The following is a 24,931-nucleotide window of genomic DNA, read 5'->3' as shown; positions in this document are numbered from 1 at the left end:
TTTGTGGTACTATATGCTTCGTTTACAATCCAAGCGTCCCAGAAAATGGATACTAGTTCAGAAAAAGCATTTCCTGACTATAGTGGGGAATTATCTTTTTCTTCCCTGGCTCTGCGAAAAGAGTTATTGAATAATCTTCTCTCGCTAAATTATCACCAGATGACAGCCATTCAGGCACAAAGTTTACCCTTATTGCTGAACAGGACTGATGTTATCGCTCAGGCACAGACAGGCAGCGGTAAAACAGTCGCTTTTGGTTTAGCACTGCTTCATCATTTGAAAACAGACCGGCCTCAAATGCAGTCACTGGTACTTTGCCCCACACGGGAACTTGCTGAGCAAGTCTGCCAGGTTTTGCGCCGTCTCGCCCGGCTTTTACCGAATATAAAAATTTTAAACCTTTCCGGGGGAACTCCAATCAGGGCGCAGTATGATTCCCTGCGACATGGCGCGCACATTATTATTGGTACGCCGGGACGGGTTCAGAAGCATTTAGAGCAAAAGAGTTTGAGTTTGTCTCATATTGACACGGTCATTTTAGATGAAGCAGACAGAATGCTGGACATGGGATTTGTTGACTCATTACGGCAAATACTTGGTTTTTGTCCCTCCAGGAGGCAGACCTTGTTATTTTCCGCGACTTTTACGCCAGAGATTAAACAATTGGCAAAAGAGTTTATGCGTCATCCTCAGGAAGTAAAAGCAGAAGAGCCAGCATGCGCACAAGAGATTGAGCAACGATTTTTTGAAGTAGAGAATCAATCTGATAAATACCCCATATTGAAAAAAATATTAATGCATTATCAGCCAGCTTCCACTTTAATTTTTTGTAATACTAAAGAAAAAACCCAGGAGCTAGCGAGTCTGCTCAAGCAGGATGGCTTTAGCGCCGGCGTTCTCAATGGGGATCTGGAACAGGTAGAGCGGGATCAGGCTATTATTCAGTTTGCCAATCACAGCCGTTGTATTTTGGTAGCAACAGATGTTGCTGCGCGAGGTTTGGATATAAAGGAGCTTCCGGCAGTTATTAATTTTGATCTGGCTTTCGAACCGGAAGTACATGTCCATCGTATAGGACGTACCGGCCGCGCTGGCAGCAAAGGCCTGGCCTTGAGTATAACCACTCCCAAGGATGCGGAGCGCTTATGTGCAATTGAAGAGCTGATAAATGAACCTCTGGTCTGGGGAACAGTGAATGAGTTAAGCGCCATCCCTTCTTCAAGTCTATCGCCATCCATGATCACCCTCGGTCTCATGGCTGGAAGAAAGGATAAGATCCGACCCGGTGATATACTGGGTGCCTTAACAAAAGATGCAGGGCTAAAAGCAGAGGCAATTGGAAAGATTGATATTTTAAGCGCACATTCCTATGTGGCTATTGAGCGAAGTCAAATAGGGAAAGCCTATGCCCAATTCCAGAATGGAAAGATAAAAGGGAAAAAAGTGGGCGTCAAACGTCTGTCATAAAATAGAAGGTTAAATAATGAGTCAAACAGGTACAGTGCAGCGCTTCAACAGAATTAAAGGTTATGGTTTTATCATTTCCGATGAAAATCAGCAGGAAGTGTTTGTCCATTTTTCTGAAGTCCAGGGATCAGGATACAAGGAGTTGACTTCTGGTCAGCGCGTTTCCTATACCTTAAAGACCGGTGAAAAAGGCGACTATGCGACGCAAGTCCAGGTAATTGATTAATTAACGAGTTTTTCTGTATGTTAGATGTTCGAAGTTTAAGCATGGTTTTTGGCAAAAAATCATTATTCCAGGAAGTGGATTTGGTCCTGTTACCCTCGCAACGCTATGGGGTGGTGGGAGCCAATGGCACTGGTAAATCCACTTTTTTGAAAATTCTTGCCGGGGAGGAGTCCGCTTCTCATGGTTCCGTAGAGAGGGCAAAGAGCTTAAACCTTGGCATATTAAAGCAGGATCATTTTCGCTACGAAGACGACAGGCTTGTCGATGTAGTGATTCAGGGAAATGCAGTTTTATGGGAAGCCCTTACTGAAAAAAATAAATTGTATGCCAAAGAGGACTTCACTGAAGAGGATGGGTATCGTCTTGGCGAACTGGAAGAGATTGTTATGCATCATAACGGCTATGATGCCGAGCCTTCCGCAAAAAATCTGTTATCCGGCCTCGGCATTGCAGAGAAATATCACGACAAGCCACTAAGCGCTTTGTCTGGAGGTTACAAGCTAAGAGTTTTACTGGCACAGGTTCTATACCAGCAACCTGATATTATGCTATTGGATGAGCCGACCAATCACCTGGATATTACTTCCATTGCCTGGTTACAGCAGTTTCTAAAAACCTTTCCCGGGCTGCTGGTTTTTATTTCCCATGACCGCAGTTTCCTGAATGAAGTATCAACCAATATTCTCGATATTGATTACGACACTATATTGAATTATCCGGGAAATTATGATCAGTTTGTTGCGACCAAGGAAGAGCGATTGTTATTGAAGCAAAGCGAACTGAAAAATCAGGAAAAGAAGATTAACGCGATGCAAACCTTTGTGGATCGTTTCGGCGCTAAAGCGAGTAAAGCCACACAGGCTGCCTCCCGGCAAAAAATGATTGATCGAATTCAATTGGTGGAAATAAAAGAGTCAAATATTCAGAAGCCTTATTTTAATTTCCAGCAGCGCAAAGCCTCAGGTAAATCGATTATTAATGTAGAAAACATCCATAAATCATTTGCTGAGAAAAGGGTATTAAATAAAATTAATTTTGCCTTATATCGCGGCGACAAATGCGCCATTATCGGACCTAACGGGATTGGAAAATCGACTCTTTTAAAAATTCTCTTAAATGAATTTTCGGCAGATAATGGGCGCTTTGAGTGGAGTGAAACCGTATCAATAGGTTATTTCTCACAGGACTACCACAGCTTACTAGATCCCGAACAAACCATATTACAATGGATGGAAGACAATGTGGTTGCCTCTTCCCAGGAAATACGCAATATCCTGGGTCAGGTTTTATTTCGTGGTACAGATGTTGATAAAAAAATTGCGATGTTAAGCGGGGGCGAATCCGCAAGGCTGGTCATGGCAAAAATCATTCTTGAAAAGCCGAATGTCCTTATCCTTGATGAACCAACAAACCACCTTGATCTGGAGTCTATTGACGCCCTGATTGAAGCCTTGAGGGCTTATCCCGGCACCGTTTTATTTGTCAGCCATAACCGCCATTTTATTGATAATATTTCTACCCGGGTTCTCGTTCTGACTGAGCAGCATGGGGCTAAAAACTATTTAGGGAACTACCAGGAATACCTGGAGCAGTTTGGCCAGGATTATTTGGTTACAGCCTAAGTATTCCGTTGTGGGGATGGAGATGGGCCCCGCGGTCGCTGCCGCGGGGATTCGCATGGTCAAGCCGCGGGATTCGAGTTCGAGAGGTGCTTCCCAGGAACCACGAATCCCCGCGGCGAAAAGACCGCGGGGCCCATCTGGAACTTCACTCGAGACGCTGCAATGGATTAGATGTATAATTCCCCTTTTTGTAAGGAGACCCTATGTTTGCCGTGAAAGCACTGTTCGGAATAAAAGCTAAACAAGTCATCACTCATGTGAATGCCGATTCTCCAAGTCTGGAGACAATCCCTGAAAATACCAATTTTATACGGGAAGGCAGTGGAACAACGACTATTACTGGCTCAATCGTAAAGGTCAACGTGACTGTCAGCAATGCTGCTAGTTTAAGGCTTAGTGGGCAGGTGGGGGCTGGATGTGTAATTTTAAAAGAGGGGAGTGGAACCCTCACGTTCGAAAATGCGGTGGCTGATGATATGCAGTTAACCGTTTATGGTCAGGGAACTATTATTTTCACACAACGACCGAGCCAAAATGTTATCAATTCGATTGTAGTTCGAACAGGGAATGCCCGCATTATTTGCGAAGGCGCACCTTTAAACCTGCCAAGTCAGGGATATCGCCGTCACAATTTAGGCGCGTCTACAAGAAACGCAGTACCTGAGCCGCAATTTCGGCAAACCAGCGCTGCCTTGAGCCGTTTGTCTGAGAATCCCCCTGTGGGAGCTTCGCGTCAAGGAAAGATATTTAATAAGTTGCTTCAGGACCACATAGACTCCTGTAAAGATCGTAAAACAATAGCGACGCTTGTTGCCGAGTTGAACCTATCTGCCGAAGAGGAAATCTTATTCAATGAGTTAAGGGACAGCATTATGATGGACTATTTCACTGATGTGCCAGTGAAATATGGCAAAAGCGTATATAATCTGGATTGGTTAATGGATTGGCATAATAAAGGCAACCCTGATCCCTACACCAAAAAACCAATAGATACCCTGAGCATCTCTGAGTATCCTGCCTATGGGGCTTTAAATGATGCCATTGTTGAGCTTAATAAATTACGGGCAGCAAAAAAAGAGGCGGTTAGCGCAGAAGAAGAACATCCAGTCAATGACCTTTCCATGTAATTTCAAGCGGTCTGACGACATCTGCGTTAGGGATTTTTTCTCTGACGCGCCATAGGGCATGCTGCATGGTGCTGGAATATTCACACAGGGCTTTAACGGGCACCTCCCTGTCTTTCTGTTCCCCTGTTGAAGTAATTGTGCTGTTGTTTTGGACAATCACCCGCAATAGTTTCTGCATTCCTGTATGCCGAATATACTCCGTTCCGGGCGTCAATCCTTCTAATGCGCGTAAAATATGCTGGCAACGCCAGGCGGCGTGATCGAGCGATTCAGTTTGCTCGATTTGCTGGTTTAACAAGCTTCGAATGGCTGATGGATCAGTGATTAAATGATTTAACCAGGCCAATAGGGCTTGTGATTCGCTCAAGCGATTAGTCAACTTTCTTTCATTCACCCAGGTTATGTCATCTAAGAGGCGGTTCATAAATCCATTCATCGTGACATTAAGCCATTCCTGGAGAGGGCTTTTTAGGCTGAACCAGGTTTGTATTTTTATGGCTGCCTCATAGAACTCATCAAAAGCATTCGTGCATTTGAGGTTTGCCACTGCAGTTTTATAGTGGGAAAGAAGCGCATCGATACTTGGATGATTTAGCGGCTCAATTTGCCTCTTTATCTCTTTGATTATGGATGCCACCTTATTGGCTGGCAGGAGTTGGTGTTGCCATTCCCGCTCTACGAATCGGGTTAACTTCAGATGTGCGCGATTTTTGGTACTTAATGAAGAATCATTAACCTCATGAATTAGAGTCCGCTTTAAAATAAGGGTTCTAATCGTGGGAGACGAAATGGTTTTATAGCAGTTGGAACATTGTAAAAGAAAGGTTCTTTCTGTTTCCTGCAACTGGTAATATTTTAGTATTTCCCGGTCGTTTCCTGATTTGGAGAAAAGCGTGTGTAAAATTTCTTTCATACTATCAGGAAGCTCTAAGACAATCTCAGCCAAAGTGGCCTGATTGAGGAGAATTTTATAATGATTCAGTGAGTGGCTAAGTAAAACCTCTAACGCCCATTGCCTGTCCAGAGCATTATTCAACCAGATTTGTATTTTACGTAGACTGCGTTCTTTTTCGCGAAGCCTGTTTAATGCGGCACCATTGAACCGATATTGAACAAGTTCTGTTCTTCTGGCTTCAGGATGGCTGTCATAGCAGGAAACAAAGGCAGTCAGTGCTTTATCATGGGGATCTTTCAACTTATGCTTCGAAATAACCGATTTGATGATTTCATCCGGGGTTTGCCCGTTTTTGGGAGCGGTTAAGCATTCATATAATGCATAAATTAAAACATTATCAATTTGTAATGCATGTCGATTAACTAGCTGTTGCAGGGCAGGGATGCTGGTCTCAATCGCTGGACTAAATAACAGTTTCCATTCATCAGCTGCCAGGGGAAATGATTCAGATAATATTTTTCTATAGTGTTCTTCTTTCTTGATTCGGCCTGACAATAAAGAGGGATGTATTTTCTTTACATGAGTCAGCAGGATATCAACTAATTGCCCCTGCGATGGTTCATGGCCATTTGCCCTCGCCATAAGCTGCAGCAAGTGGTCGCGAACGGCCATCATTGCTTCCATCCTCAATCCTGGCTCATTACCGGGTGCGGCTGAGATAGCGAGTGGATGGTTGGCTTTTTGCTGCCGTTCTACGGAGGCAAACAAGGCATTATAAATCGTCTTGGGTATTGAGCTCAGGCTATCAATAGCACCTAGGCCTATCCCATAAATAAAACCGCCTGTGCCGGATAAAATGGCTTGAATGATTCTGAATTGTTCCCTGGTGTTATACGCTTGATGGCCTGCAATATAGGCTTGTGCAAAGGGTTGGGTTAACAGGCTGAGCAGGGTTTTATCACGATGGATTAAGGGCAATAATGCGCCAACTGTTTTGATGATCAGATCCAGCCCCATTTCCCGGGAAGAAGGAGTGGCAATCTGATTGCCGTCGAGATCGCGATAACCTGAGTGAAGATTGACGATATGCCTCCGGACATAAAAATCATCCGCTATTTTGGGAGAGGGGGCTTGGTAGGCAAGGGCATTATGCATCAGCCCTGGCGAGATTTTTTTTGAAATATTGGCAGTCGAACCTTTCTGCGTTAAATCGGCAAAATAGTCTTTTATTTCCTGTAATGCCAGTAAAGGCTCAACATGTATTCGGGCTTGCTCGGCTATGGCTGCAGCTGTTTCATCACAGGGCAGCGGATAGAAGAACTCAGTTAGCTGAGTAAGATAAGTTAAAACATTTTCATAGTACTGCAGACCTTTTACATTTTGCAGTGGTTTTAATGTGGTAAGTTCGCGTATTAATCGCTCGCAAGTCGCGCGGCTCTGAGGTTTAAAGGCTTCCTCAGAAGTGGTCAGGGTCATAAAATAAGAATGTAAATCCCGATCCTCTTTCGTCAGGGAATACAGGCTAAAAATAAGTTCCTTAAATAAGGAGAAAAAGGCTTCATGGCAAAAGTCAGCTGATAGCTGGGAATGATGTAATGCGTTGTCAAGCGCCTGCCATTTACGTTTGATTTCGGAGTTAGCGCCATGGATTAGGGGCGGCGTAGTTTTATCCTCGGCTGGAAGAAACCGGCTGGCAATTGCCATAAAACAGGCTCGAAAAACAGGGCAATAGACCATTAGGCGTGATGACTGCAGCATTCGTACAACAAATGAAGCACAAAGCTCTTCCTCCTTGTCGAAATTTTTTGGAACTACGCCGATATAAGGTATGAAAATTTCATCTGTTTCACGAATGACCTGGCCATAAAATGCATCCGGTATAAATTCGTCTGGCCCGATGGGATTATAGACGACATGCCCGCGTGTACCGGTGGAGGAACATTGTGCATACTGCAGTTGAAGCGGCCATAGAGGATTGGCAACAGAGAGTGATTGCAGGCATTCTCCAGAACCTGTGTCCCGCGGAAATGCTTCAACACGCAGCGATCCCGCCTCGCGATACATCGGCGTTTGTTTAATATTGCCCTTAGCCGTTTTAAAATGCGTGCCCTGTGGATCTGGCTGAGGAAAAGAAATGATCTCTTGCATGCCATCATCAGTATAAGTGCATGCGAAATGCAGACGATATTTTGTGTATGCCTTGTTTTCAAAATAAGGCGGCTCAGGAAAAAGTGTCGCCATAAGATTGTCCAGCAGGGCACTGTAAAGCGTGTCGGCGTACTCGGCGGGTTGCAGTTTCGTCATATACTCAAAGCTGGTCAGAAGTGCCCCAAGTTCATATCTTATTCCGATTGCAGCATTCATACGCGCCTCGGCAGGCCCTTGCCGATGGAGGCTTAAGTGTTTAAAATGATTGGACCAGTCCGGATCATTCAAGCGAAATGTGTCCATCGCGTCTTCATTCGAGTCATTGATCACACCTCCCCAGTTGGCGCCAATCCCCAAGGCCTGGCCGCGATTATATTGAAAGGGCTGTAAAAATCGAATGAGATAGCGGCTAATGATGGGTAAATAGACAGGGTCAATTATGAAGCTGGCCTGCTGGCACTGTTCTTCCAAAATACGCATGACCATTTCTTCATTGAGCATATTCAATATCGTCCTAGTATCTAAAAAAGGACTCACATAGCAATGGTAACTGGCAGTATTTAACGGGATAAACTGGATACCAAGGCGGCGCAATACCGTTTGCATCCAGTCAAAGAATTCCTGACTAAGCGGAACATCAACCAGTTGGGATAACTGGCGTGCGATCAGTTGCTGCCAATCTGCCCAGGGTAAAAACCCGGGCGTCCTTTTAGCCAGGGCATCGGCATGGCCGCCTGGTTTTAAGGCAAAACCATGAATAGTGAGATAGACACTGTCAGCAAGGCGTCCCGCCTCGCTAATCAGATAATCAGACGTTGAAGTAAAAGGATTTAAATCAGTTTGCTTGTTGGTTCTTACCGCTGGATTAATTGCAGTAACTGGTTCTTTGGGCAAGGCGGGTAAATCTACCTCAATGGAGGGGGAGGCGTTGGTAACAGGATTTAATAAAAGCGGGTAAGCGGACAATAATTCATCAATAGGGCGGGTTGACCAGGTGCTCATCGATTTGAGTAACTGCCATAACTGGTAAACATTACATCCCATATAATGTTTTTTGATCGCTTTGAGAATATTTTGATAGGCCTCGTTTAAAGCCGAAGGATTGAGATCCTGATAAGATGCTTCCTGATGATAAATTTCAATTAAACGGTTGAACCGATTGATCTTGTTATTAATTGCCCGGCTGTGAACCGGGTATTCGCCTAAAAAATGAGGCAGGCGGAATTTGAATGGCGCTTCATGGTTGCAGGGGCTTTCCTGTAATTGACTTACCAGGGACAGTGCCTGTTCGATTGGCGTTTGGGAGGAAGGGGGAGCTTTGTACTGCTCCTGCAAAAGTTGATGGAGCCTGTGCACACAGGCATCATTGCTTAGCATGGCCAATAAAAAATATGCCTGTATTTGCGTATTGGGGCTTAACTGCTCGCGCATGCTGCGCGGCAGTCTGGCTCGCAGCTCTTCCATTAAAATAATGGATTCACTGTTGCTGTCAGGGATACTGATATAGTCTGAAGGCATACTAATTTAACCCGATAGTCCCGGGAGCTTCCGCCTGATTCTGGTCCTCATCATTTGCATCGGCTAGTGGCGGTGCTTGAACCAGGCCTAAATCACTCAGGAATTCCTCATGCGTAGGTACCCGCTTTCTTGAGCTATGTCTCGCAATATCCATCATTTTAATTTGCTTATAATGTTGGTAGAGCTCCTCATAAACATGAGTATACAAGGTCTGTGCCTTTGTGCTTCTTTGCGCTTGCGGCAGCTGTTCATGCAGGGACTTAAACAGGCTGAAATCATTTTTAGCTTTATTGATAAATTTGCGCAATAGTCCCTGGGCATCGTCCTGATTGGCAAACTGAGCTACAAAGCTCAAATCAGGGACTGGGCAATCATTATATGCGCCAAAGCTGCTATGATAACTGGATAAGGAAATACCGCCGAAATCCAGACGTTTTACTAAACTGTCGCAATTTTCTTCTGAAGCATCCGGCGCTAATAAACGGATAATAACTTTATAAAACGCTTTTAAGCCTTTCGTTTCCTGACGCTCTTCGTCATCCTTCAACACTTCAATGGCTGCAATTTGTTTATCAATTATATCTTGCAGATTGCGTTGGGCATTTAAAGTTGATTGAGTTCCCGAACTTTGATCCAGCGTTTGGAAAGCACCCAGGAAATTTATGAGAATTGCGCTGGTTCCCGCAACAGAACCAGCACTGGGCTCATCAATCGAATTAATGGAGATACCGTTGGGATTGGAAGAATCAACCGATTCCAGTTTTAACGCGATGTGGGAATCCCGGTGCAAACTGATAATTTCCAACAGTTTCATCAGCTTCAAAATAGTATTCAGGCCGATTAAACCACCCTGGGCCAGAACCTTCAAAATATTGGTCATGGTTCCTGCCACCAGATCAGTGCTAAAACCAGTTGCCTGACACGACTCACTCCCATTTTTACTGGAGTTTTCACTATTATGAGTTTGCGCTGGGTGCAAATGCCCGTCGGTCGCATGCACTTTTTGATGCGTCCAATTGGCAGAGCCTAACATGCTCATCGGCGCTGCGGATGCGGCACCCGTGGAAAATAAAGTGCTTTCGGCGAGGTGGAGTGCGGCGGAAGCACAGGAGTCTAGCAGGCTTCGTTGCAGGGTATGCATTGCCAGATTATTTTGGGCGGTGTTGGTATTATCTTTTAATGCATGATGCATATTTTTAGCAATTTGCATCAGGGCAATGCCGGTATGCGATAGAGTCAGGCGCAGCGCTGTTATGGCATGGGTAGCGCTATAGTCTTGTTCCAAATGGCTATCCCAGCTGATTTGTTCAGACGCCTGGGCGGACTGATCCCTGCTTTGTAACTCACTGGCTATTTTTAAAGAGGCTTGCGAGCGATTTTTGTCAATTAAAGTGAGGGAGCGGCAGATGCTGAGCATCTCATCCGCTAGTAAAGCCATCGCAGAAGCTGCCCAATAGACTGCTGCCGTACTGCTTCCAACTGTATCATGGGTTGATAAAAGCCCGCCATCCTTCGATGCTGCCGGGTGAATGTCCTTTTTAATTTCCTCCATGAAATTACGGGTAGACGCCTGAATCCGATTGAGCATTTCAGTAAGGCTGGGAAGCGTTGCCATCAACGCTTCATTCTTCTGTGCATCATTGGTATGAACAGCTTTTTTCGATGCTTTGGCAGACAGCGTCACTGGATTACTGAACATGCTATGGGTGGCGACAAGGGAGGCGACCGCTCCGTGCGCGCTGGTGTTCAATTGGCTGGCCATGTCCCTGTTCAGGTTAGGAATGACATGCTGTCCATTGCCTTCTTCAATGCCATCGAGTACCGCCTTGATAACATCTTTAAATTGTTCAAGCGCTTCCGGTTTCGCTAAATCGACCGAGCTATTGGTCGATGCCGAAGCAGAAATTCCAGAGGTATCTTGTTGAGGGTTAGCCAGTTGATGAAGTGCTTTAGCCAACTCGCTAACATGGCTCCATAATACGCTGATAGAACGACCGGCAATAATTTCACTGGTTTGGGCTGCTGCTTCAACAGCTGAGGAATTATCCAGGTTTGCCGCGCAAAGCCGCATAATATTGGAGAGAACGCTGAGATTGGAATGCACGCTGATGCGATCAACGCCGCCTGAGGGCCCTTGCTCTGTTGCCTTCGCAAGTGCTTTTTGTACGCGCCCTTCAGTGGCGGCTTCAGCTGTTTTCGAGACAAGGCGTGATGCGAGCACGAAAACTGATAAGGCTGCCATACGAAAGAGGGCGATGCTCAGGGGTGTGCTAACGCTTTGATCGCAGAACAAGTCTCCGCCTCGCTTCATATGGGACAAGGCTTTCTGCAGAATTTGCAAGCGTTCCTGGGAAAGCTGGGTATTGCGGTCAAAAGTGGCTTGCGTCACCTGTCTGCTTGCATGATATACATTTTTGTCATCCGCCTCGCTCGCCGACTCCTTTTTAGAAAAATGACTTACGGCACTTGCTTCCCTGGCAATCTGGCCAATCATATTGGTTAACAAGGCAGCTGCTGAAGGCATGATGGCAGTGGCTGTTACAGTGCCGCCTGCCCCTGTAGAAGCCGCGGTCTTGGCATGGGTTCGCGCATGTGAATTGTTGTTAAGATTAATTGCCTTATGCACTTTATCAATAATCTGCCCTCCCTGGTTACTGACCAAATCGGCTACTTTATCAACACTTGCTGAAGGCTTTTGCTCTTTAGGATCAAAAGTGAATGCTTTTGTGCTTGCTTCTTTTAATTCATCGCCAGGGATCTCCACTTTGGATAAACCTTTTGCCGTTTCCCGCACCAGTGTGGCTGCATCACTGGGTATTTGCGCGAGGTGGCTCATACCACTCACCATGACGAGTGAAAGATATCGGGTAATCCATTCGATGGAATTATTAGTTGCAATCAAACCCCCACGAAGTTCTTTCAGATAAGTTTTCAGAACATCGTGCTTCATCTCGGTGGGATCATTAAATAAAATTTGCAAGGCTTGAAGGATTGAATCGCGCTGGCCGCTTTTCTCTGACAAAACTGTAGCCGCATTCTTTGAAGCCAGTACAGCTTGAGCAACCCCACTCGCTGTACCGGAGAAACCGGCACTGGGTATGCCTGCAGCTGCGGAGGTACTAACAGTAAAACTAGCGAAGAATTGTGTCATTTTAACATCCCTGAGATATCATTAGAGAAGTGTTGTACTGTATAGAATTGCTTTTTATTGTCAATATTATTACTCAGTTAATCCATCGGAGATTAAAATGAAGTTTCAATATAAACGGCTGGATATAGACAATAATGAAGTAACTCGTCATAGTGCATGGCTTCGAATGCAGGCAGCGGGCGCTCAGCTTATTAACTGGTTTGGTATGGCATGCGAGCTTCATCGCGATTGGCGCAGGGATATTGAAGGATTGGGTGCTTTATTTTCAAAATATATCCCCAATTATCGAAATTTAATGACTAGCTATTTTGAAAAGGGACGGTAGAAATTAGTAAATTATCAGTATTCTTTGGGTGGACGTTCTGGCTTCAGGCGCTAACGGCGAAAAGGGAACCGCTTTCGCAGGTTTTACCCACTTCTTTCAGAAGATTTTGCCGCTGGGTCTGTGCGAAAAAAGCGCTGCCGGTGACCATGAGTTTCCCGGCAAGCAACACCAATCCCAGACCGGTAGCAGCAATGCCAATATTAATTAATAAGGGTTTCCAGCCCGCACGGTGGGTTTGCATGAGTTGGAATCCGGCCTGATAAACTCTGTTAAATTTTACCTGAATAACGCTTTGTATAGTGGTTTTATTTTCAATGCGTGCGATTAATAATTCGCGCGTATAGAGTGATAATTGATGGGCCAGTTTCTTTGCTTGCTTGCCTTCAGTCTGGCTTTGCTTATCTTCTAGCTTGCTTAAACAGCTGCCGTAATCCCACAATTGATTAATTGCTTTAAATAAATTGATGAACTGATTGATGGGGGCATTTCCATTGATGGAAAATGTTTCGCCCCCTGAAAGGGATGAGGGATAATTTGCACCATGCTGAATAAGCGCTTTTATGACTTCAGGATGATTGTTTTGTATGGCCGCACACAAAGGCGTTCCGCCGTCATAAATTGAGTGGTCAATGCTAACGCCCGATTCGCATAAGTAAGAAACAATAGGGCTATAGCCATTTTGAGCTGCGATATAAAGGGGCGTGGTACCATTGGTCATTGCCCGATCAAGATTAGCCGAATGTTTGCCTAATTCAACAACACAATCAAGATGGCCTGCTTCTGCCGCCATCAGAGCTGCTGTAGATCCCTGAGGATCGGTATAGTTTACGTTCGCACCGTGATTAGCTAACTCAGCGATAACCTGGTTATAGCCTTTTAAGGCTGCTATGAATAATGGTGGGGAATTTTCGAAATCAGCGATATCTAAATTAGCATTCACTTTTGCCATTAAAGGGATAAGATGGGCATGGCCGAAGGTGGCAGCCGAAAAAACAGGCGTTAATCCTTCCGGCGAAGGGCGATTAATATCATCAATCTCCGCTAATGCTTCTAAACATTCGCTATGCCCGCCAGCCGCGGCAGCAATTAGTGGGGTTAGACCATGGGCGGTTGCAATTGCCATGTCAGCGCCTGACTCAATTAAGGCCTTGAGTGCTCTGTGATGACCTTTATTGGCAGCGATTATCGCGGGCGTCAGCCCATCTTTGTTCTTCTCGTTCAAGTCTGCAGCATTTTTAGCTAGCTCGACAATGACCGAGGGATGGTTGCGTTCAGCTGCTACATGAACAGCAGTATGACCATTCCTGGGATCGGCGCTCCTGACATCGGCTCCAAGCGCTATCAATTCACCTACAGCCTGGGCATTACCGAAATAGGCAGCGCTATGGATAGGATAAGTCCCGGCTTTATTGGGTTCATTAATTCCACTTTCATGCTTGGCCAACAGATTGAATAATTCATAGCGATTTCTGCATGCCGCAATATGAAACAGATTATTGCCGTCTGACATCTTCATTTTAAAATCAATGGTCGCTTCATTTTCAATCAGGATATGTGTGTGGCCCATCTGTGCTGCTAAATAGATAGGTGTGATTCCCTTCAAGCCAAGTTGGTTATAGGATAAGGAGTATCTGTCCAGGGTTTGTATAACATTTAAATGGCCATGCTGGGCAGCAATCAGTGCGGCGGAATCCTCAGAATGGGCTTTTTTCAGATCTACTCCCAATTCAGCCAGTTGAATAAGTTGTTGGTTATACCCGTATTTAGCATAAAGATATGCCAACTGATGAACTCCTTCACGCCTGGCAATGCGTTTGCTGATGATCTGCTTTGATTTGAGCTGCTCAAATTCTTCCAAAAGAGAGGAGCGGGAATCATTGGCTGTTATAACCAGGCTTGCATTAACACTGATATATTCCCTTCCAAGGCAACGTTTTATCCAATGGATAGCGTTCATGAAAGGGCTAAGGAGGACTGGATAACGAGGGTGGTCACGAAATCCTTTCACTATTAATTGCGCTAGTGCACGCGTATCCTGGGTTTCCTGTGCGAATACTTTCTTTTGATTAATATCTCGAAATTTCCATCCTTTACCCGGTCTGTAAAATAAAGCCAGGGCATGATTATGATTAACCAGTTTGATACCAATAGTCTTTTTGTTGGCAGTTGAGTGTTTCTCAAACAGCAAGCCCAGTTCATCAAGATAGGCTTTAAGTTCGTATTCATTATAAATGAAGGGCAGGCCCTGAACGATTTTTAACCCGCCGAGCGCCCTTATTTCATCTCTTGAGGCGAAGCTTGAGATGGTTTCGATATCATCTTGATTGATGCTTTTCCCTTTGCTAAACAGCTCATCAAAATCGGAGGGGGTCTGATATAAAGTCAGGCTATCCAGGAAAGGCAAATGCTTCTTACCTGTATTTTGGTTTGCAGCGTCTGACTCAATCAATTCAATTTCCTGCTCAAAGCAATCCTCTTTTTCTATAAGGCCTGCCTCAAGCCAGCAAAGGCCAAAACCATTGCAATCGCCTCCTGTGGATGGATAGCCAGAATTTTTTTGTAGTTCAAGGATGCGTTGATGAAGAGGCATTGTGACTGGATTTGTTCAGGATGCTCGTATTTTAATCTTGTTCGTATTAAGTTTCAACCAGATGGTGTGTACTGTGATTGGCTTTGTGACTCAGCTGATGCCTCCGTTTTTGATTCCTGTAAACGCTCTTTATAATGATGAGTTACTTTTTTCAAAAGGTTGGGATTCATCCCATGCAAATTATCCCCGCCTAATTCATTCACAGTGCGGGCAAATCCGTAGGTAGGGAAAAAATAATTGAGCGCAGGCCTTAAGGTTTTTGGTAAAACCTGCTCCGCAAGGATATGCCCATTTGCAGAGTTCGCACAATAGACTATAGCACTGGTACAGCTTTTCGTCTCAGGATCTATTTCGGCGGCAAACCCCGCCCGCCATTCATTCATATCGCCCGTATGATAGGCGCCTATCACATCCCCCTGATCATTTGTAACAAGCCCGATACCCAGTCCCCAGGTGACTTGTTCCTTATCTTTTGGGGGAATGTTTATTGCTTCAACCAATTTATCCTCTGATTGTGGAAAATAATCTTTGTCCATTGAATAAACAGGTTTTGCAGGTTCGAAAGCATAATTCAATTGATCATCATTGACCCAGGCACTGATAAATCGGGCATAGTCTGATGCGGTGGTGTGTAAACTATTGGCTGCGACAGGGGCTGCACCATAGCTGCTGCCAGGCAAGTTTAAAGCATGCGGGGCAAAGATATTTGCCCAGGCCAGAGTTTCAAGATCAGTTTCAGTAAGCGTTTCGATAGTTTTTTGTAAGCAGTCAATACCTGGTCCGGAATAAGCGTAGTATGTGCCCGGTTCAAATTGAAATAGATAGGGCTCCTTGTCAAAAATATGCAGGCCAGTCCGGTGTGACAGGATTATTTCGGCAGTTAATCGTTTTGCCCATTCCCACTGTTCAGGCTTGAATTTTTTGAGGAAAGGGTTGTCAGCATCTGCAAAGGGTTTCCCATTTTCATCCCGGAATACTTCGTGAAGGGGCGTTTTCAAATTAAATTCACGGCTGCTGGAGTTGAATTTTCCAAAACCGGGAACCGCTTCATCGGCCTGATTGGTTGCTATGAGCTTTAAAACCAGATAGGCAAATACCGGTTTGCTCAGTGAAGCGGCACCGAAGCGGGTTTCCTGGGTCACGGATTCCTCGCCCGTTCGAACACTTCCCATGGACATGCTTGATATCTGCCCATTACGATAAGACGCAAGACTCACTCCGGGAATTTTTCCGGCATCCATAAGTTCTTCAGCCGAGTGCTGTGTGAACCCATTGATGCCATCGACTTCCTGAATTTCAAGCGCCGTGTCTTTCATTAATGATGGCCCGGGATGAGCCAGAGGCAATGACAAGGCCAATCCGGTTGCCCAGGCCTCAGCGGCATGCCCGCCATTGTGGAGCCTGCAGCCTGTGTTTAATTCCCGAGCCAGTGACATCGCCGCCTGGGTTAAAGGCTCACCGCCATGCGCGCCGGTTTCATGCGTTCCCGCCTGCAGATAGACATTTACGTTTCCTGTAGGCAGCTGACGTCCGGAAAGTCTGTCATGCCGGGATTTCAGCATGCCCAGTAGATATTGCTGCTCTTCTTTATTGGCCAAGGGCGCACGCCAGGTTTCATCCGCCTCGTAAAGTACCGGGCCGTCCCACTTTTCAGTCGGGGGACCCCACCAGACTGAAGGGGATTGGGCAATCACTTGTCCATAAATATCGGGATGCATTTTAGCAGTGTATAAAGCTTGCAGCCCACCCATGCTTTGTCCGCATAGGCCTGTTCGTTGCGGATCATCTACGGCTTTAATGCCTGCCTGTCTCAATGCACGGGGTATGGCGGCAAGCATCGCATCGGTTTGCGGGTTACAGCCATATTCTTTCAGCCTTTGCATGTCTACCCATTGCCCTTGTTCATTCACCGGCGGAGTGGGCGAGACAAATACGGCAATTGCAGGGGCCATTTTTCCCTCAGCAATTAAATTATCCAAAATGGTTGTTGTGTTCATGCTATTGCCAAAAGCGTCCTGGCGCAAATGCATGTCCCCATCGAGCATCACTTGAATATTGTAGTCTTTGGTTTCTGAAGGGTTATAACCGGCTGGGAAATAGATCTCCAGTAACTGCTCGCCTGGTTTGCTCTGATAATGTGCCTCTACCGGCTCACTGAGCTGACCCTCGGCACTGAGCACATGCGTTTGCAGGCGGCCTTTGCTTGTTAACTTAGGATTTTCGTACACCGAAGTGACAATCTTTCCATCTGACAAAGCGATTTTATTGATAATATCGGGTTTTTGACTCAGCTTTCCGGGTTTGACATCCGGATGCATAAAAAAATCGCTGCTCTCATTAGGGGCTATAGTACGTCTGGCTGTCCACTGGCCATTCGGCTCCAGTGTCATGGAAACCATATGATCTTGTCCGGCTGCATCGTGATAGCCTAACAGCATCTCATTTGGGGTTGCTTCAGGGTTTGGAGTATATACAAAGGTTGCGGTCAGTGCAGATAATGAATTATCAATCACAATGTCAACCACTCCTCCAGCCACATTTAATCGAATCGAATCTGGCATTTCATTTAACCCGGGTAGTTTATATATATTGTAGCTGAAAGGGCATGGGTGAGGCTCTTTAAAAAAACATCGGCACCAGGGCTACACTAATAGAAAATACATTAATTGTTTTTACTATGTCTTATAATGCTGCAATCCGCTGGTTGCCAAGAGGATATTACAAACTGCCAGTGATTCAATATTTACTGCTTGATGAGCAGTTGGAGTATTTGATTTCTCCAGCAATCATAGAGGTTTATGATTTAAAAAGCAGTGTAACTCAGGTGTTGGACCATATTGAGCGCTTGGTACCTGATAAGAAAGCTCTCAAAATACATTTTAAATCCATTACCAAAAGCTATGGTCGACATCGCCGCGACTCTCTGCAGTTCGACAGATTGATCAGGCAATGGTTAATAAGAAATCATTTATTGGAGCCTAACTCCCGCACTGCCATCCTGTTAAAGAAAACACAGTTAAAATTATTTAAAGATGCGCTTTATTTATTGGATATTGACTGCAAAACAAGAGGGCAGGCCTTTGTCGCTCATTTATGGTCAATTGCTCTCAAGGCCACACCCAAGCGCATACCTGAAGTGATTAAAACAATCTGGAAAAGCCGCTATGGTATCAAACGAATGACCCCTGAATATTTAGTAAAGTATAATGAGTTCTACGCTCATCTTCAGTGAGTATGAGTTCTGGATGTCGAATCGGTGCAGGCGCGAGCTTGAGAAAATGCATTTTCATGAACCAGAGTATATCTTTGTCAAATACGTCTTTGCGAGCTAACGGCGAAGCAATTGTCTGAAGCACTATTCAGGTCTGGATCTGGATTACTTCACTGCGTTCGCAAAGACGGCAGTGTTGTGGATAAGTTTATACTGTCCTTTGACCTGCCAGTCTGTACACTCTTCTGATTTATCTAGTAAAAAGCCTTGTATTTAGTGGACAGACTTCTATTTTTACCCCTGCATGATTGACTTTCAGTTATCCACAAAAACTGTGGATAACTGTGTGCATAGCTTGTAGTAATGCTGAATATTAAAGGAAAAAAGAGGCTGCCCAGACATTTCTCAGTCTGCTATTTAGCGAAAGGAGACAGGGCGAATAAACTTCACCTTTATTTCCGCATCTTTAACACAGGACAGCGATTTTATTTGGTCGATAATTTCCAGCGCGGCTGCTTTCTGAACTTTCTCCAGGCTCATTCTTATTTCATCATAGCCTGGAATATCACTGGGCTGGACAATAAACTGATGGATATGGGAAGTGATCCGCTCCCCGATAGTTTTTTGAAGAAGCTCAAAGTTCATCTCGGCATGAGTCGCATAGAAGTTTAGAGTACAGCTGCTTTTTTTACTTTTAAACTTTTCTTCCAGGGGTTTAATCACTAGCAGAATGAGAACAATAAGAGCGGTGGCAACAAGGGCTGCATGATAAAGGCCGCCGCCGACAGCAAGTCCAATACCGGCTACGGTCCAGATGCTGGCTGCTGTTGTCAGGCCGCGTACCACATTGCCTTGCAGCAGAATGGCGCCTGCACCTAAAAAGCCAATGCCGGAAACTACTTGTGCTGCGATACGTGAGGGATCAAGAACTACATTGGGGGTGCCGAGAATGTCTGAAAAGCTGAAAGCCGAGACAATCATAATCAGGCATGCACTCACGCAGACAAGCATATGGGTACGCAAACCCGCGGCCCACAGTACCCGCTCGCGCTCCAAACCAATAACACTGCCTAACAGAGCTGCCAGACAAAGGCGCAGGACAATTTCCAAATGAGATAGCATCATGGCTTAATAACTACTTGATTAAAATGAAAAACAGTATATCATGGACGAATGAATTACGCATAGTTATCCTTACATCTCTGAAACCCCGTGTGATCCTGGCTTCTATGTCTCTCGGCTTATAAGAGGGATCCAGAATACTCATAAATAGCTGGACCCTGCGGACAAGCCCATAGCTATCTACACCAGTGCATGAGAATTAAAAGCTATCGAATCCCCGCGGCTGCGACCGCGGGCCCACACGAAGCCAATTGAATGTTAAGACCTTGTTTATGACTAGCTGTTAAATCTTATTTTTGGGCAACATTAAAACTTGTTTGAGGACCATGCTATTCCTACAGGCATGGGCCCCGCGGTCGGTGCCGCGGGGATTCGGTGGTCGGTGTGGCGAGGATTCGGATGGGGGAATACATTTGTGTAGATAGCTATGGGACAAGCCGCAGGGCGTAGTGGTGATATGTTTAAGGCATAGGACGTGATCTAGCATCTTCATTTTAAACGCAAAAAGGTATATCCAGTGCCGTTAAATATTTTTAAAACCAATTTCGTTCCGGTAAATGCCCCTTCACCCTGAACTGGCCCTTCGTTAATGGATAGAAATCCATTTTCACATTCAAGTATATAAGAGTAAGATCTGCCATTCTCCACCTCGCCATGAACAGTATATTCCATTCGAAAATGGTCATTTTCGCGGGAAGCCGTGGCCACAGCATCAAAAACATAAGTCAAGCCAGGGCTGATGTAACGTCCTTCCCCTTGCCAGGAGCCGCTCAGTTTATCGCACAGGGTGGCGGCAAAGGCGGTGCTGCAGGATAGCAGCAATGTCAGAGGAAATAATAGTATTTTGGCTTTCATCCTAAATTCCTTTAATAATGAGAATTAAAGCGATTCTAATCATGCAGAGAATGGAGGAAAATGTCGAGCAGTTAATTTCTGCTCTTGGAATTATTTATGGGCTTTAGTTCACCCAGCTGATCTCGAGTGCTAAAGACAAAAGCTTACCTTGTTTTTATTCAGTGTGTCATAATCTGGACTTTTGGGCTTTAATTTCAGGGGTAAATGATGCCAGGACCAAACAGGAGACTTGTTTAAGTGATCAATATTCAGCCGACTAATTTACTGAGCTCTCAAAATGGATAAGAACTTCTGGCTTCAAAAATGGCAATCTAAAGATATCGGTTTTAATCAGCAGCAACCCAATAAACTGATGCAGCGATATTTTCCCTCTCTGAAATTAGAGCCGGGCGCCCGTATTTTTGTGCCCCTCTGCGGCCAAAGCATCGATATGCTCTGGCTTGCAGAGCAGGGTTATCAGGTGATAGGGGTAGAGCTCAGTGAGTTGGCCTGCTCTGCTTTTTTTGATGAAAATAAAATCGATTACCGCATTGAACCAATTAAAAATTTTACTGTCTTTTACAGTGATAAAATTACAATTTACGCAGGTGATTTTTTTAAAATAAGCCAGGCAATGCTGGGCAGCATTGATGCTGTCTATGATCGCGCTGCATTAATTGCCTTACCTGAGGAGATGCGCAAGTTATACTCCAATCACTTAACCGCGCTAATAAGCGCCGGAACAATGATGCTTTTGATTATAACCACTTATAATCAGGATGAAATGAGAGGTCCGCCATTTTCAGTCGATGAGCAGGAAGTGGAAGCACTTTACAATAACCGTTTTGCTATTACTCAATTGTATAAAAAGCCATTCGAGGTTTCTGCCCATTTGCAAGCGAGGGGATTGAAACAAGCTGTGGAACAGGCTTATTTGCTGGTAAAGGGATAGTATTATTATCGGTTCCCGGCGCAGACCATGAGACTACTCGAATCCCCGCGGACTGAGACCACCGAATCCCCGCGGCTTTGACCGCGGGGCCCACACGAAGCTAATTTAATGTTAAGAACACCTGTTTATGACTATCTGTTAAATCCTATTTTTTGGCAACATTGAAACTTGTCTGAGGACCATACTTCTTCAACAGGCATGGGCCCCGCGGTCAAAGCCGCGGGGATTCGGATTCGGAGCCGCGAGTAGTCGCATGGGTGACACCACGGGGATTTGGTTTCGCCTTTAGTTGGATTAGACGAATAATCAATAAAAGAGTATAATAATCCGCTGCACTCACACCATTCTAAAACGCAACCCTCGTTGATGGAGTTTTAAATGTTGACTTACAAAATAGCGGTGCTTGGTGAATCCGACACAGGAAAGACTCAACTCATTCATCGATTAGTAGGAAAAGCATTTCAATCCCAGTATAGAAGTAGCATTGGTCCGGATTTTGATCCTTATAATCACAACGAGCGCCGGGTTCAATTATGGGATACTCCTGGAAATCCTAAATTTATGAGCCTTGGGACAGCTTTTCTCAATAATACACAGACTATTCTATATTGCCTTGATGTTTCGTCGAGCAATCCTCTGAATGTAAGGGATTATCAAAGGAAACTTGATGATATCGAAGAGCTCTACCCCAAAGCGAAAATCATACTGGTTGCAACTAAATACGATAAAGATATCAATGAGCATGCACTTGCCTGCTTCAAACAATTAGCCAATGACAATGGTTTTGAATACTTTTTAACCTCTTCAAAAACGGACCAGGGCATTTGTGAATTAAAAGCAAGCCTTGATACCGCGATATCTCAGCCCGATAACAGAGGAAAATATCGCAACATTGTTAATAGATTAATTAGCAATATTAGTAGGGGTGTGAATCGAAGAACCTGCGGCGACAAATCATCAAAGGTCGCTTTACTCAATGCGGCGTTAGAGGATCTCGATGATGAGAGCCAGGATTTTGATGAAAATGCATTTAAACTCAGGATTCAGAAGATCTGCGAAAAGCGCAGGCATTTCCTGAATTTCTTCAAACCCCACAGTGTTCAGGAGTTCAAAGTTATGCTGGATGAGAAGGATGAATCACCGCTTTTAGCCACGCCGCAATAGCGGGGAGTTCCGGCACTCAGGATAAACATTAAACAAACTTCTTTATACTATCTGATAGTTTTTTTATATTATGACCAGTAAAATCGTCCCGTTCACTGGTCAGTGTTGTTCTTTCAATTAATTCAATAAAATAACCCCCAAGATCTTTCACAATAAAAAACTGTTTTAAACCGCTAATTGGATCAGTAATTATTTCTGTGGATGTCCTGGAAATTCCGTTTTTTTCGCATACATTCCAATTGCTTTCAAGATTGTCAACCTTGAATGCGATATGGTGAATTCCTTCCCCGAATTTTCGGTAGTATTTTTTAAACACCGTTTCCTCATTCATTCCTTGGGTGATAACACAAAAGATTGTGGGATTAGATGGCAGGGTGAGAACATAATTGATCATGTCATGGTCGGGATCACAGACAGTTCCTGAATTGATACATTTTTTATATTGAAAGTTAAATCCAAGAAAATTAATGTGAAACTCAGCGGTCTTTTCTGCATTTTCTACAATCAGGGTATAGTGATCGATTTCTCCAAGAGATAATTTTTCGCCTTTATACAGCATATCAGGAAACATACGGCTTCCAGAACAGGGTTAATTATTCCTAAAAATATAGTCATTGAGCGGGACAATTGCAAAAGCACTGCTTAAAGTGTAAGCCCTAATAATTTCTTAAGAATGCAGTGCTACCATTTTCACATCGTAATTACCATAAAATTCTTATGACAAAAAATGCATATATTATGGGTATAGGCCCTGCGGGTTTGGCTGCTGCGCTTGCATTATTAAGTAAAGGTTATTCGGTTCACTTAATTGACTCAAGATGTGAGGATGAATTATTCAAGCGCAGGCAGGGAGTCGTCATAAATAAGGATACAATCGCTGATTTTTTTGATTTAACCCAGCTAAAAAGTAAGGGCTTTTATCTTAATAATAGAAAAGAGTTTCATTGCAGGATCATCGCTCCCTACAATGAATCATCACTTGATCTCGACGAAGAAGATCAACTAGATCTCTCCTTTTTTAAATTAATTGAAAATGAAAATACAGTAGTGGCGGTCGGCGATTTGCAGCGTTATCAATACAATAAATTAAAATGCATTTATGCCCGCAGGGGTTATACATTTAACGAGAATAGTTATGAGTTTACAGAGGAACAACAGCTTGTTTTTCATATGGGCGATGCAGAAATTATCGAAGTCCAAGCCCAGGAGCAAAAAATAACATTAAAAATTGCTGGCGAGCAACAGAGCTATGGATTTGATTTATTGATTGATGCTTCCGGAAAAACCGCTAAATCCTTCACTCCAATCTGGAACCAGCAAAATCCACAATTTGCGATAGAATATGAGAAGCTAGAGAATCCAGAGCACAATGCATTTGGCATCATCAGTTTATCGATCCAGAATGCTCCTTTTGAAATGATAGGAACACCCGTAATCACTCCCCTGGATGGAAAAATGGGCCTTTCACCTGTCAAAGTTCAAGAGTTGAAAGAGCTGGGATGGGAACATGAACGTTCGCCGGTGTTCTTTCTAAAATATTCAAAAACACAGCAGACGGTTTATGCAGCAGGTGAGATCCCTGAATGTTTATTGGCCGAGAATAATCCCGCAAAGATAACACAATGGTTTCATCGGCTAATGCAGCTTCGCCTGAATAATGAAAAATTCAGGACAAAACTGTCCGGACTTGTTTCTGTTTTTAAAATAGATATTGAAATAGCCAATTGTTATGCCATGCCTCTTCCCCTGGGCGGGAATTTTTGTGTCATTGGCGATGCCTTTATGCCCGCTAATTTTCTATTGGGGCACGGAATTGGAAATGCCTTCGAGGATGCAAATGAACTATTGGAGATGGTCGACAATCAGTTTATTAATCAGGACTTTTACAGGGAAGAGCGTGTGCAGGAATACAGGGAGATTCTGAGTAATTTTAAAGATCTTATTGAAAGCAATGAGCAGCTCGCCAAGCTGGAATATCAGCTCATGGGGCCTAAATAAACTATTTTATTGGCTATAATTAAGTTTTAAAAATGGGATCTCAATTGACATGGAGGTTAGGATGACTACTTCGCGGGCAGACTTTTATAAAGCCTCTCCAGAAGCGCTGAAGGCTATGATGGGTCTTGAGCGGTTCGTTAATGAATGCGGCCTGGATAAGGGATTGATTCATTTGATAAAACTTCGGGTTTCGCAAATCAATGGCTGCGCATTCTGTGTGGATATGCACTCCGCTGAAGCGCTAGGGGGGGGCGAAACGCAAAGGCGCCTGAATACAGTAGTAGTGTGGCGAGAAGTCCCATTTTTTACTGAGCCGGAGCGGGTCGCCCTGGCTTGGGCCGAGGCGATCACATTATTATCTGAAACGCATGCCCCTGATGATGTTTATGAGGAGTTGCTTAAGCATTTCAGTGAAAAGCAGGCAGTCGATTTGACTTTGGCAATTATCACGATTAATGGCTGGAACCGTCTTGCAGTGGGTTTTCGCAAGCTGCCAGGATAATTAGACTGCCTGGCGCCGTCTTTGCGAACAAAGTGAAGAAATCCAGATCAATGCCGGGATAGGGCTCCGTTCTGGATTG

Annotated in this window: 17 protein-coding genes; 10 read left to right on the top strand and 7 right to left on the bottom strand. The window is 44.5% G+C overall.

Translation table 11 applies throughout. The features are described from left to right. The first annotated feature begins 45 nt into the window (after nucleotides 1-45). The 4 genes from dbpA to DYH42_RS09395 all read left to right on the top strand — a co-directional run bounded on the left by dbpA (nucleotide 46) and on the right by DYH42_RS09395 (nucleotide 4,442). Nucleotides 46-1,467 (top strand): ATP-dependent RNA helicase DbpA, encoded by a 1,422-nt coding sequence (gene dbpA / locus DYH42_RS09410; RefSeq protein ID WP_058522184.1) that lies wholly within the window; start codon nucleotides 46-48, stop codon nucleotides 1,465-1,467. 16 nt (nucleotides 1,468-1,483) lie between these two features. Next, entirely contained in the window at nucleotides 1,484-1,693 is a 210-nt protein-coding gene (locus tag DYH42_RS09405; RefSeq protein ID WP_058522183.1) for a cold-shock protein, read from the top strand. A gap of 17 nt (nucleotides 1,694-1,710) precedes the next feature. Further along, nucleotides 1,711-3,315 (top strand): ABC-F family ATP-binding cassette domain-containing protein, encoded by a 1,605-nt coding sequence (locus DYH42_RS09400; protein ID WP_058522182.1) that lies wholly within the window; start codon nucleotides 1,711-1,713, stop codon nucleotides 3,313-3,315. A 203-nt stretch (nucleotides 3,316-3,518) separates the two neighbouring features. Next, nucleotides 3,519-4,442, top strand: a complete 924-nt coding sequence (locus DYH42_RS09395) for a hypothetical protein (RefSeq protein WP_058522181.1) — start codon at nucleotides 3,519-3,521, stop codon at nucleotides 4,440-4,442. On the opposite strand, the gene DYH42_RS09390 is transcribed toward DYH42_RS09395, so the two are convergent. Further along, nucleotides 4,423-9,003 carry a hypothetical protein gene (locus tag DYH42_RS09390; protein ID WP_237758934.1) on the bottom strand — a complete coding sequence of 1,527 codons (4,581 nt, stop codon included), beginning with the start codon at nucleotides 9,001-9,003 and terminating at the stop codon, nucleotides 4,423-4,425. The genes DYH42_RS09395 and DYH42_RS09390 overlap by 20 nt on opposite strands. A 1-nt stretch (nucleotide 9,004) precedes the next feature. Next, nucleotides 9,005-12,154, bottom strand: coding sequence for a hypothetical protein (locus DYH42_RS16700; protein WP_174905238.1), 3,150 nt, complete (start codon nucleotides 12,152-12,154; stop codon nucleotides 9,005-9,007). A gap of 97 nt (nucleotides 12,155-12,251) precedes the next feature. Between DYH42_RS16700 and DYH42_RS09380 the strand changes: the two genes are divergently transcribed. Continuing rightward, nucleotides 12,252-12,479, top strand: coding sequence for a cysteine hydrolase family protein (locus DYH42_RS09380; RefSeq protein WP_058522180.1), 228 nt, complete (start codon nucleotides 12,252-12,254; stop codon nucleotides 12,477-12,479). Between the two features lie 43 nt (nucleotides 12,480-12,522). On the opposite strand, the gene DYH42_RS09375 is transcribed toward DYH42_RS09380, so the two are convergent. Next, on the bottom strand, nucleotides 12,523-15,069 hold the full coding sequence (locus tag DYH42_RS09375) for an ankyrin repeat domain-containing protein (RefSeq protein ID WP_058522179.1): 2,547 nt from the start codon (nucleotides 15,067-15,069) through the stop codon (nucleotides 12,523-12,525). Between the two features lie 53 nt (nucleotides 15,070-15,122). After that, the gene (locus tag DYH42_RS09370) at nucleotides 15,123-17,630 is read right to left on the bottom strand and encodes a serine hydrolase (RefSeq protein WP_058522178.1); all 2,508 of its coding nucleotides are present in this window, start codon (nucleotides 17,628-17,630) and stop codon (nucleotides 15,123-15,125) included. 116 nt (nucleotides 17,631-17,746) lie between these two features. On the opposite strand from DYH42_RS09370, the gene DYH42_RS09365 reads away from it, so the two are divergent. After that, nucleotides 17,747-18,301, top strand: coding sequence for a hypothetical protein (locus tag DYH42_RS09365; protein WP_237758933.1), 555 nt, complete (start codon nucleotides 17,747-17,749; stop codon nucleotides 18,299-18,301). A gap of 396 nt (nucleotides 18,302-18,697) precedes the next feature. Here DYH42_RS09365 and DYH42_RS09360 read toward each other — a convergent pair whose 3' ends face one another. Together DYH42_RS09360 and DYH42_RS09355 are read right to left on the bottom strand one after the other, a co-directional pair. Next, nucleotides 18,698-19,405, bottom strand: coding sequence for an MgtC/SapB family protein (locus DYH42_RS09360; protein WP_202814575.1), 708 nt, complete (start codon nucleotides 19,403-19,405; stop codon nucleotides 18,698-18,700). Between the two features lie 486 nt (nucleotides 19,406-19,891). Beyond that, nucleotides 19,892-20,257 carry a hypothetical protein gene (locus DYH42_RS09355; RefSeq protein ID WP_058522176.1) on the bottom strand — a complete coding sequence of 122 codons (366 nt, stop codon included), beginning with the start codon at nucleotides 20,255-20,257 and terminating at the stop codon, nucleotides 19,892-19,894. Between the two features lie 277 nt (nucleotides 20,258-20,534). Here DYH42_RS09355 and tmpT point away from each other — a divergent pair, with 277 nt between their 5' ends. Both tmpT and DYH42_RS09345 read left to right on the top strand, forming a co-directional pair. Next, nucleotides 20,535-21,188, top strand: coding sequence for a thiopurine S-methyltransferase (gene tmpT / locus DYH42_RS09350; protein WP_058522175.1), 654 nt, complete (start codon nucleotides 20,535-20,537; stop codon nucleotides 21,186-21,188). A gap of 378 nt (nucleotides 21,189-21,566) precedes the next feature. After that, nucleotides 21,567-22,352 carry a Rab family GTPase gene (locus DYH42_RS09345; protein WP_058522174.1) on the top strand — a complete coding sequence of 262 codons (786 nt, stop codon included), beginning with the start codon at nucleotides 21,567-21,569 and terminating at the stop codon, nucleotides 22,350-22,352. A 28-nt stretch (nucleotides 22,353-22,380) separates the two neighbouring features. On the opposite strand, the gene DYH42_RS09340 is transcribed toward DYH42_RS09345, so the two are convergent. Next, nucleotides 22,381-22,923 (bottom strand): VOC family protein, encoded by a 543-nt coding sequence (locus tag DYH42_RS09340; RefSeq protein ID WP_058522173.1) that lies wholly within the window; start codon nucleotides 22,921-22,923, stop codon nucleotides 22,381-22,383. A gap of 146 nt (nucleotides 22,924-23,069) precedes the next feature. On the opposite strand from DYH42_RS09340, the gene DYH42_RS09335 reads away from it, so the two are divergent. Both DYH42_RS09335 and DYH42_RS09330 read left to right on the top strand, forming a co-directional pair. Next, complete coding sequence (locus DYH42_RS09335; protein WP_083503032.1) at nucleotides 23,070-24,350, top strand: hypothetical protein; 1,281 nt, start codon at nucleotides 23,070-23,072, stop codon at nucleotides 24,348-24,350. A 61-nt stretch (nucleotides 24,351-24,411) separates the two neighbouring features. Continuing rightward, nucleotides 24,412-24,852 carry a carboxymuconolactone decarboxylase family protein gene (locus DYH42_RS09330; protein ID WP_058522171.1) on the top strand — a complete coding sequence of 147 codons (441 nt, stop codon included), beginning with the start codon at nucleotides 24,412-24,414 and terminating at the stop codon, nucleotides 24,850-24,852. The last annotated feature ends 79 nt before the right edge of the window (nucleotides 24,853-24,931 follow it).

Source organism: Legionella birminghamensis (assembly GCF_900452515.1).
Classification (GTDB): Bacteria; Pseudomonadota; Gammaproteobacteria; order Legionellales; family Legionellaceae; genus Legionella_C; species Legionella_C birminghamensis.
The sequence above is the reverse complement of the archived record's forward strand: the minus strand, read 5'-3'. Positions and strand labels throughout refer to the sequence as shown.

Coding starts and splice junctions, on each gene's coding strand:
- dbpA (WP_058522184.1), top strand. CDS start 46: ATGGATACTAGTTCAGAAAAAGCATTTCCTGACTATAGTGGGGAATTA.
- DYH42_RS09405 (WP_058522183.1), top strand. CDS start 1,484: ATGAGTCAAACAGGTACAGTGCAGCGCTTCAACAGAATTAAAGGTTAT.
- DYH42_RS09400 (WP_058522182.1), top strand. CDS start 1,711: ATGTTAGATGTTCGAAGTTTAAGCATGGTTTTTGGCAAAAAATCATTA.
- DYH42_RS09395 (WP_058522181.1), top strand. CDS start 3,519: ATGTTTGCCGTGAAAGCACTGTTCGGAATAAAAGCTAAACAAGTCATC.
- DYH42_RS09390 (WP_237758934.1), bottom strand. CDS start 9,003: ATGCCTTCAGACTATATCAGTATCCCTGACAGCAACAGTGAATCCATT.
- DYH42_RS16700 (WP_174905238.1), bottom strand. CDS start 12,154: ATGACACAATTCTTCGCTAGTTTTACTGTTAGTACCTCCGCAGCTGCA.
- DYH42_RS09380 (WP_058522180.1), top strand. CDS start 12,252: ATGAAGTTTCAATATAAACGGCTGGATATAGACAATAATGAAGTAACT.
- DYH42_RS09375 (WP_058522179.1), bottom strand. CDS start 15,069: ATGCCTCTTCATCAACGCATCCTTGAACTACAAAAAAATTCTGGCTAT.
- DYH42_RS09370 (WP_058522178.1), bottom strand. CDS start 17,630: ATGCCAGATTCGATTCGATTAAATGTGGCTGGAGGAGTGGTTGACATT.
- DYH42_RS09365 (WP_237758933.1), top strand. CDS start 17,747: ATGTCTTATAATGCTGCAATCCGCTGGTTGCCAAGAGGATATTACAAA.
- DYH42_RS09360 (WP_202814575.1), bottom strand. CDS start 19,405: ATGATGCTATCTCATTTGGAAATTGTCCTGCGCCTTTGTCTGGCAGCT.
- DYH42_RS09355 (WP_058522176.1), bottom strand. CDS start 20,257: ATGAAAGCCAAAATACTATTATTTCCTCTGACATTGCTGCTATCCTGC.
- tmpT (WP_058522175.1), top strand. CDS start 20,535: ATGGATAAGAACTTCTGGCTTCAAAAATGGCAATCTAAAGATATCGGT.
- DYH42_RS09345 (WP_058522174.1), top strand. CDS start 21,567: ATGTTGACTTACAAAATAGCGGTGCTTGGTGAATCCGACACAGGAAAG.
- DYH42_RS09340 (WP_058522173.1), bottom strand. CDS start 22,923: ATGTTTCCTGATATGCTGTATAAAGGCGAAAAATTATCTCTTGGAGAA.
- DYH42_RS09335 (WP_083503032.1), top strand. CDS start 23,070: ATGACAAAAAATGCATATATTATGGGTATAGGCCCTGCGGGTTTGGCT.
- DYH42_RS09330 (WP_058522171.1), top strand. CDS start 24,412: ATGACTACTTCGCGGGCAGACTTTTATAAAGCCTCTCCAGAAGCGCTG.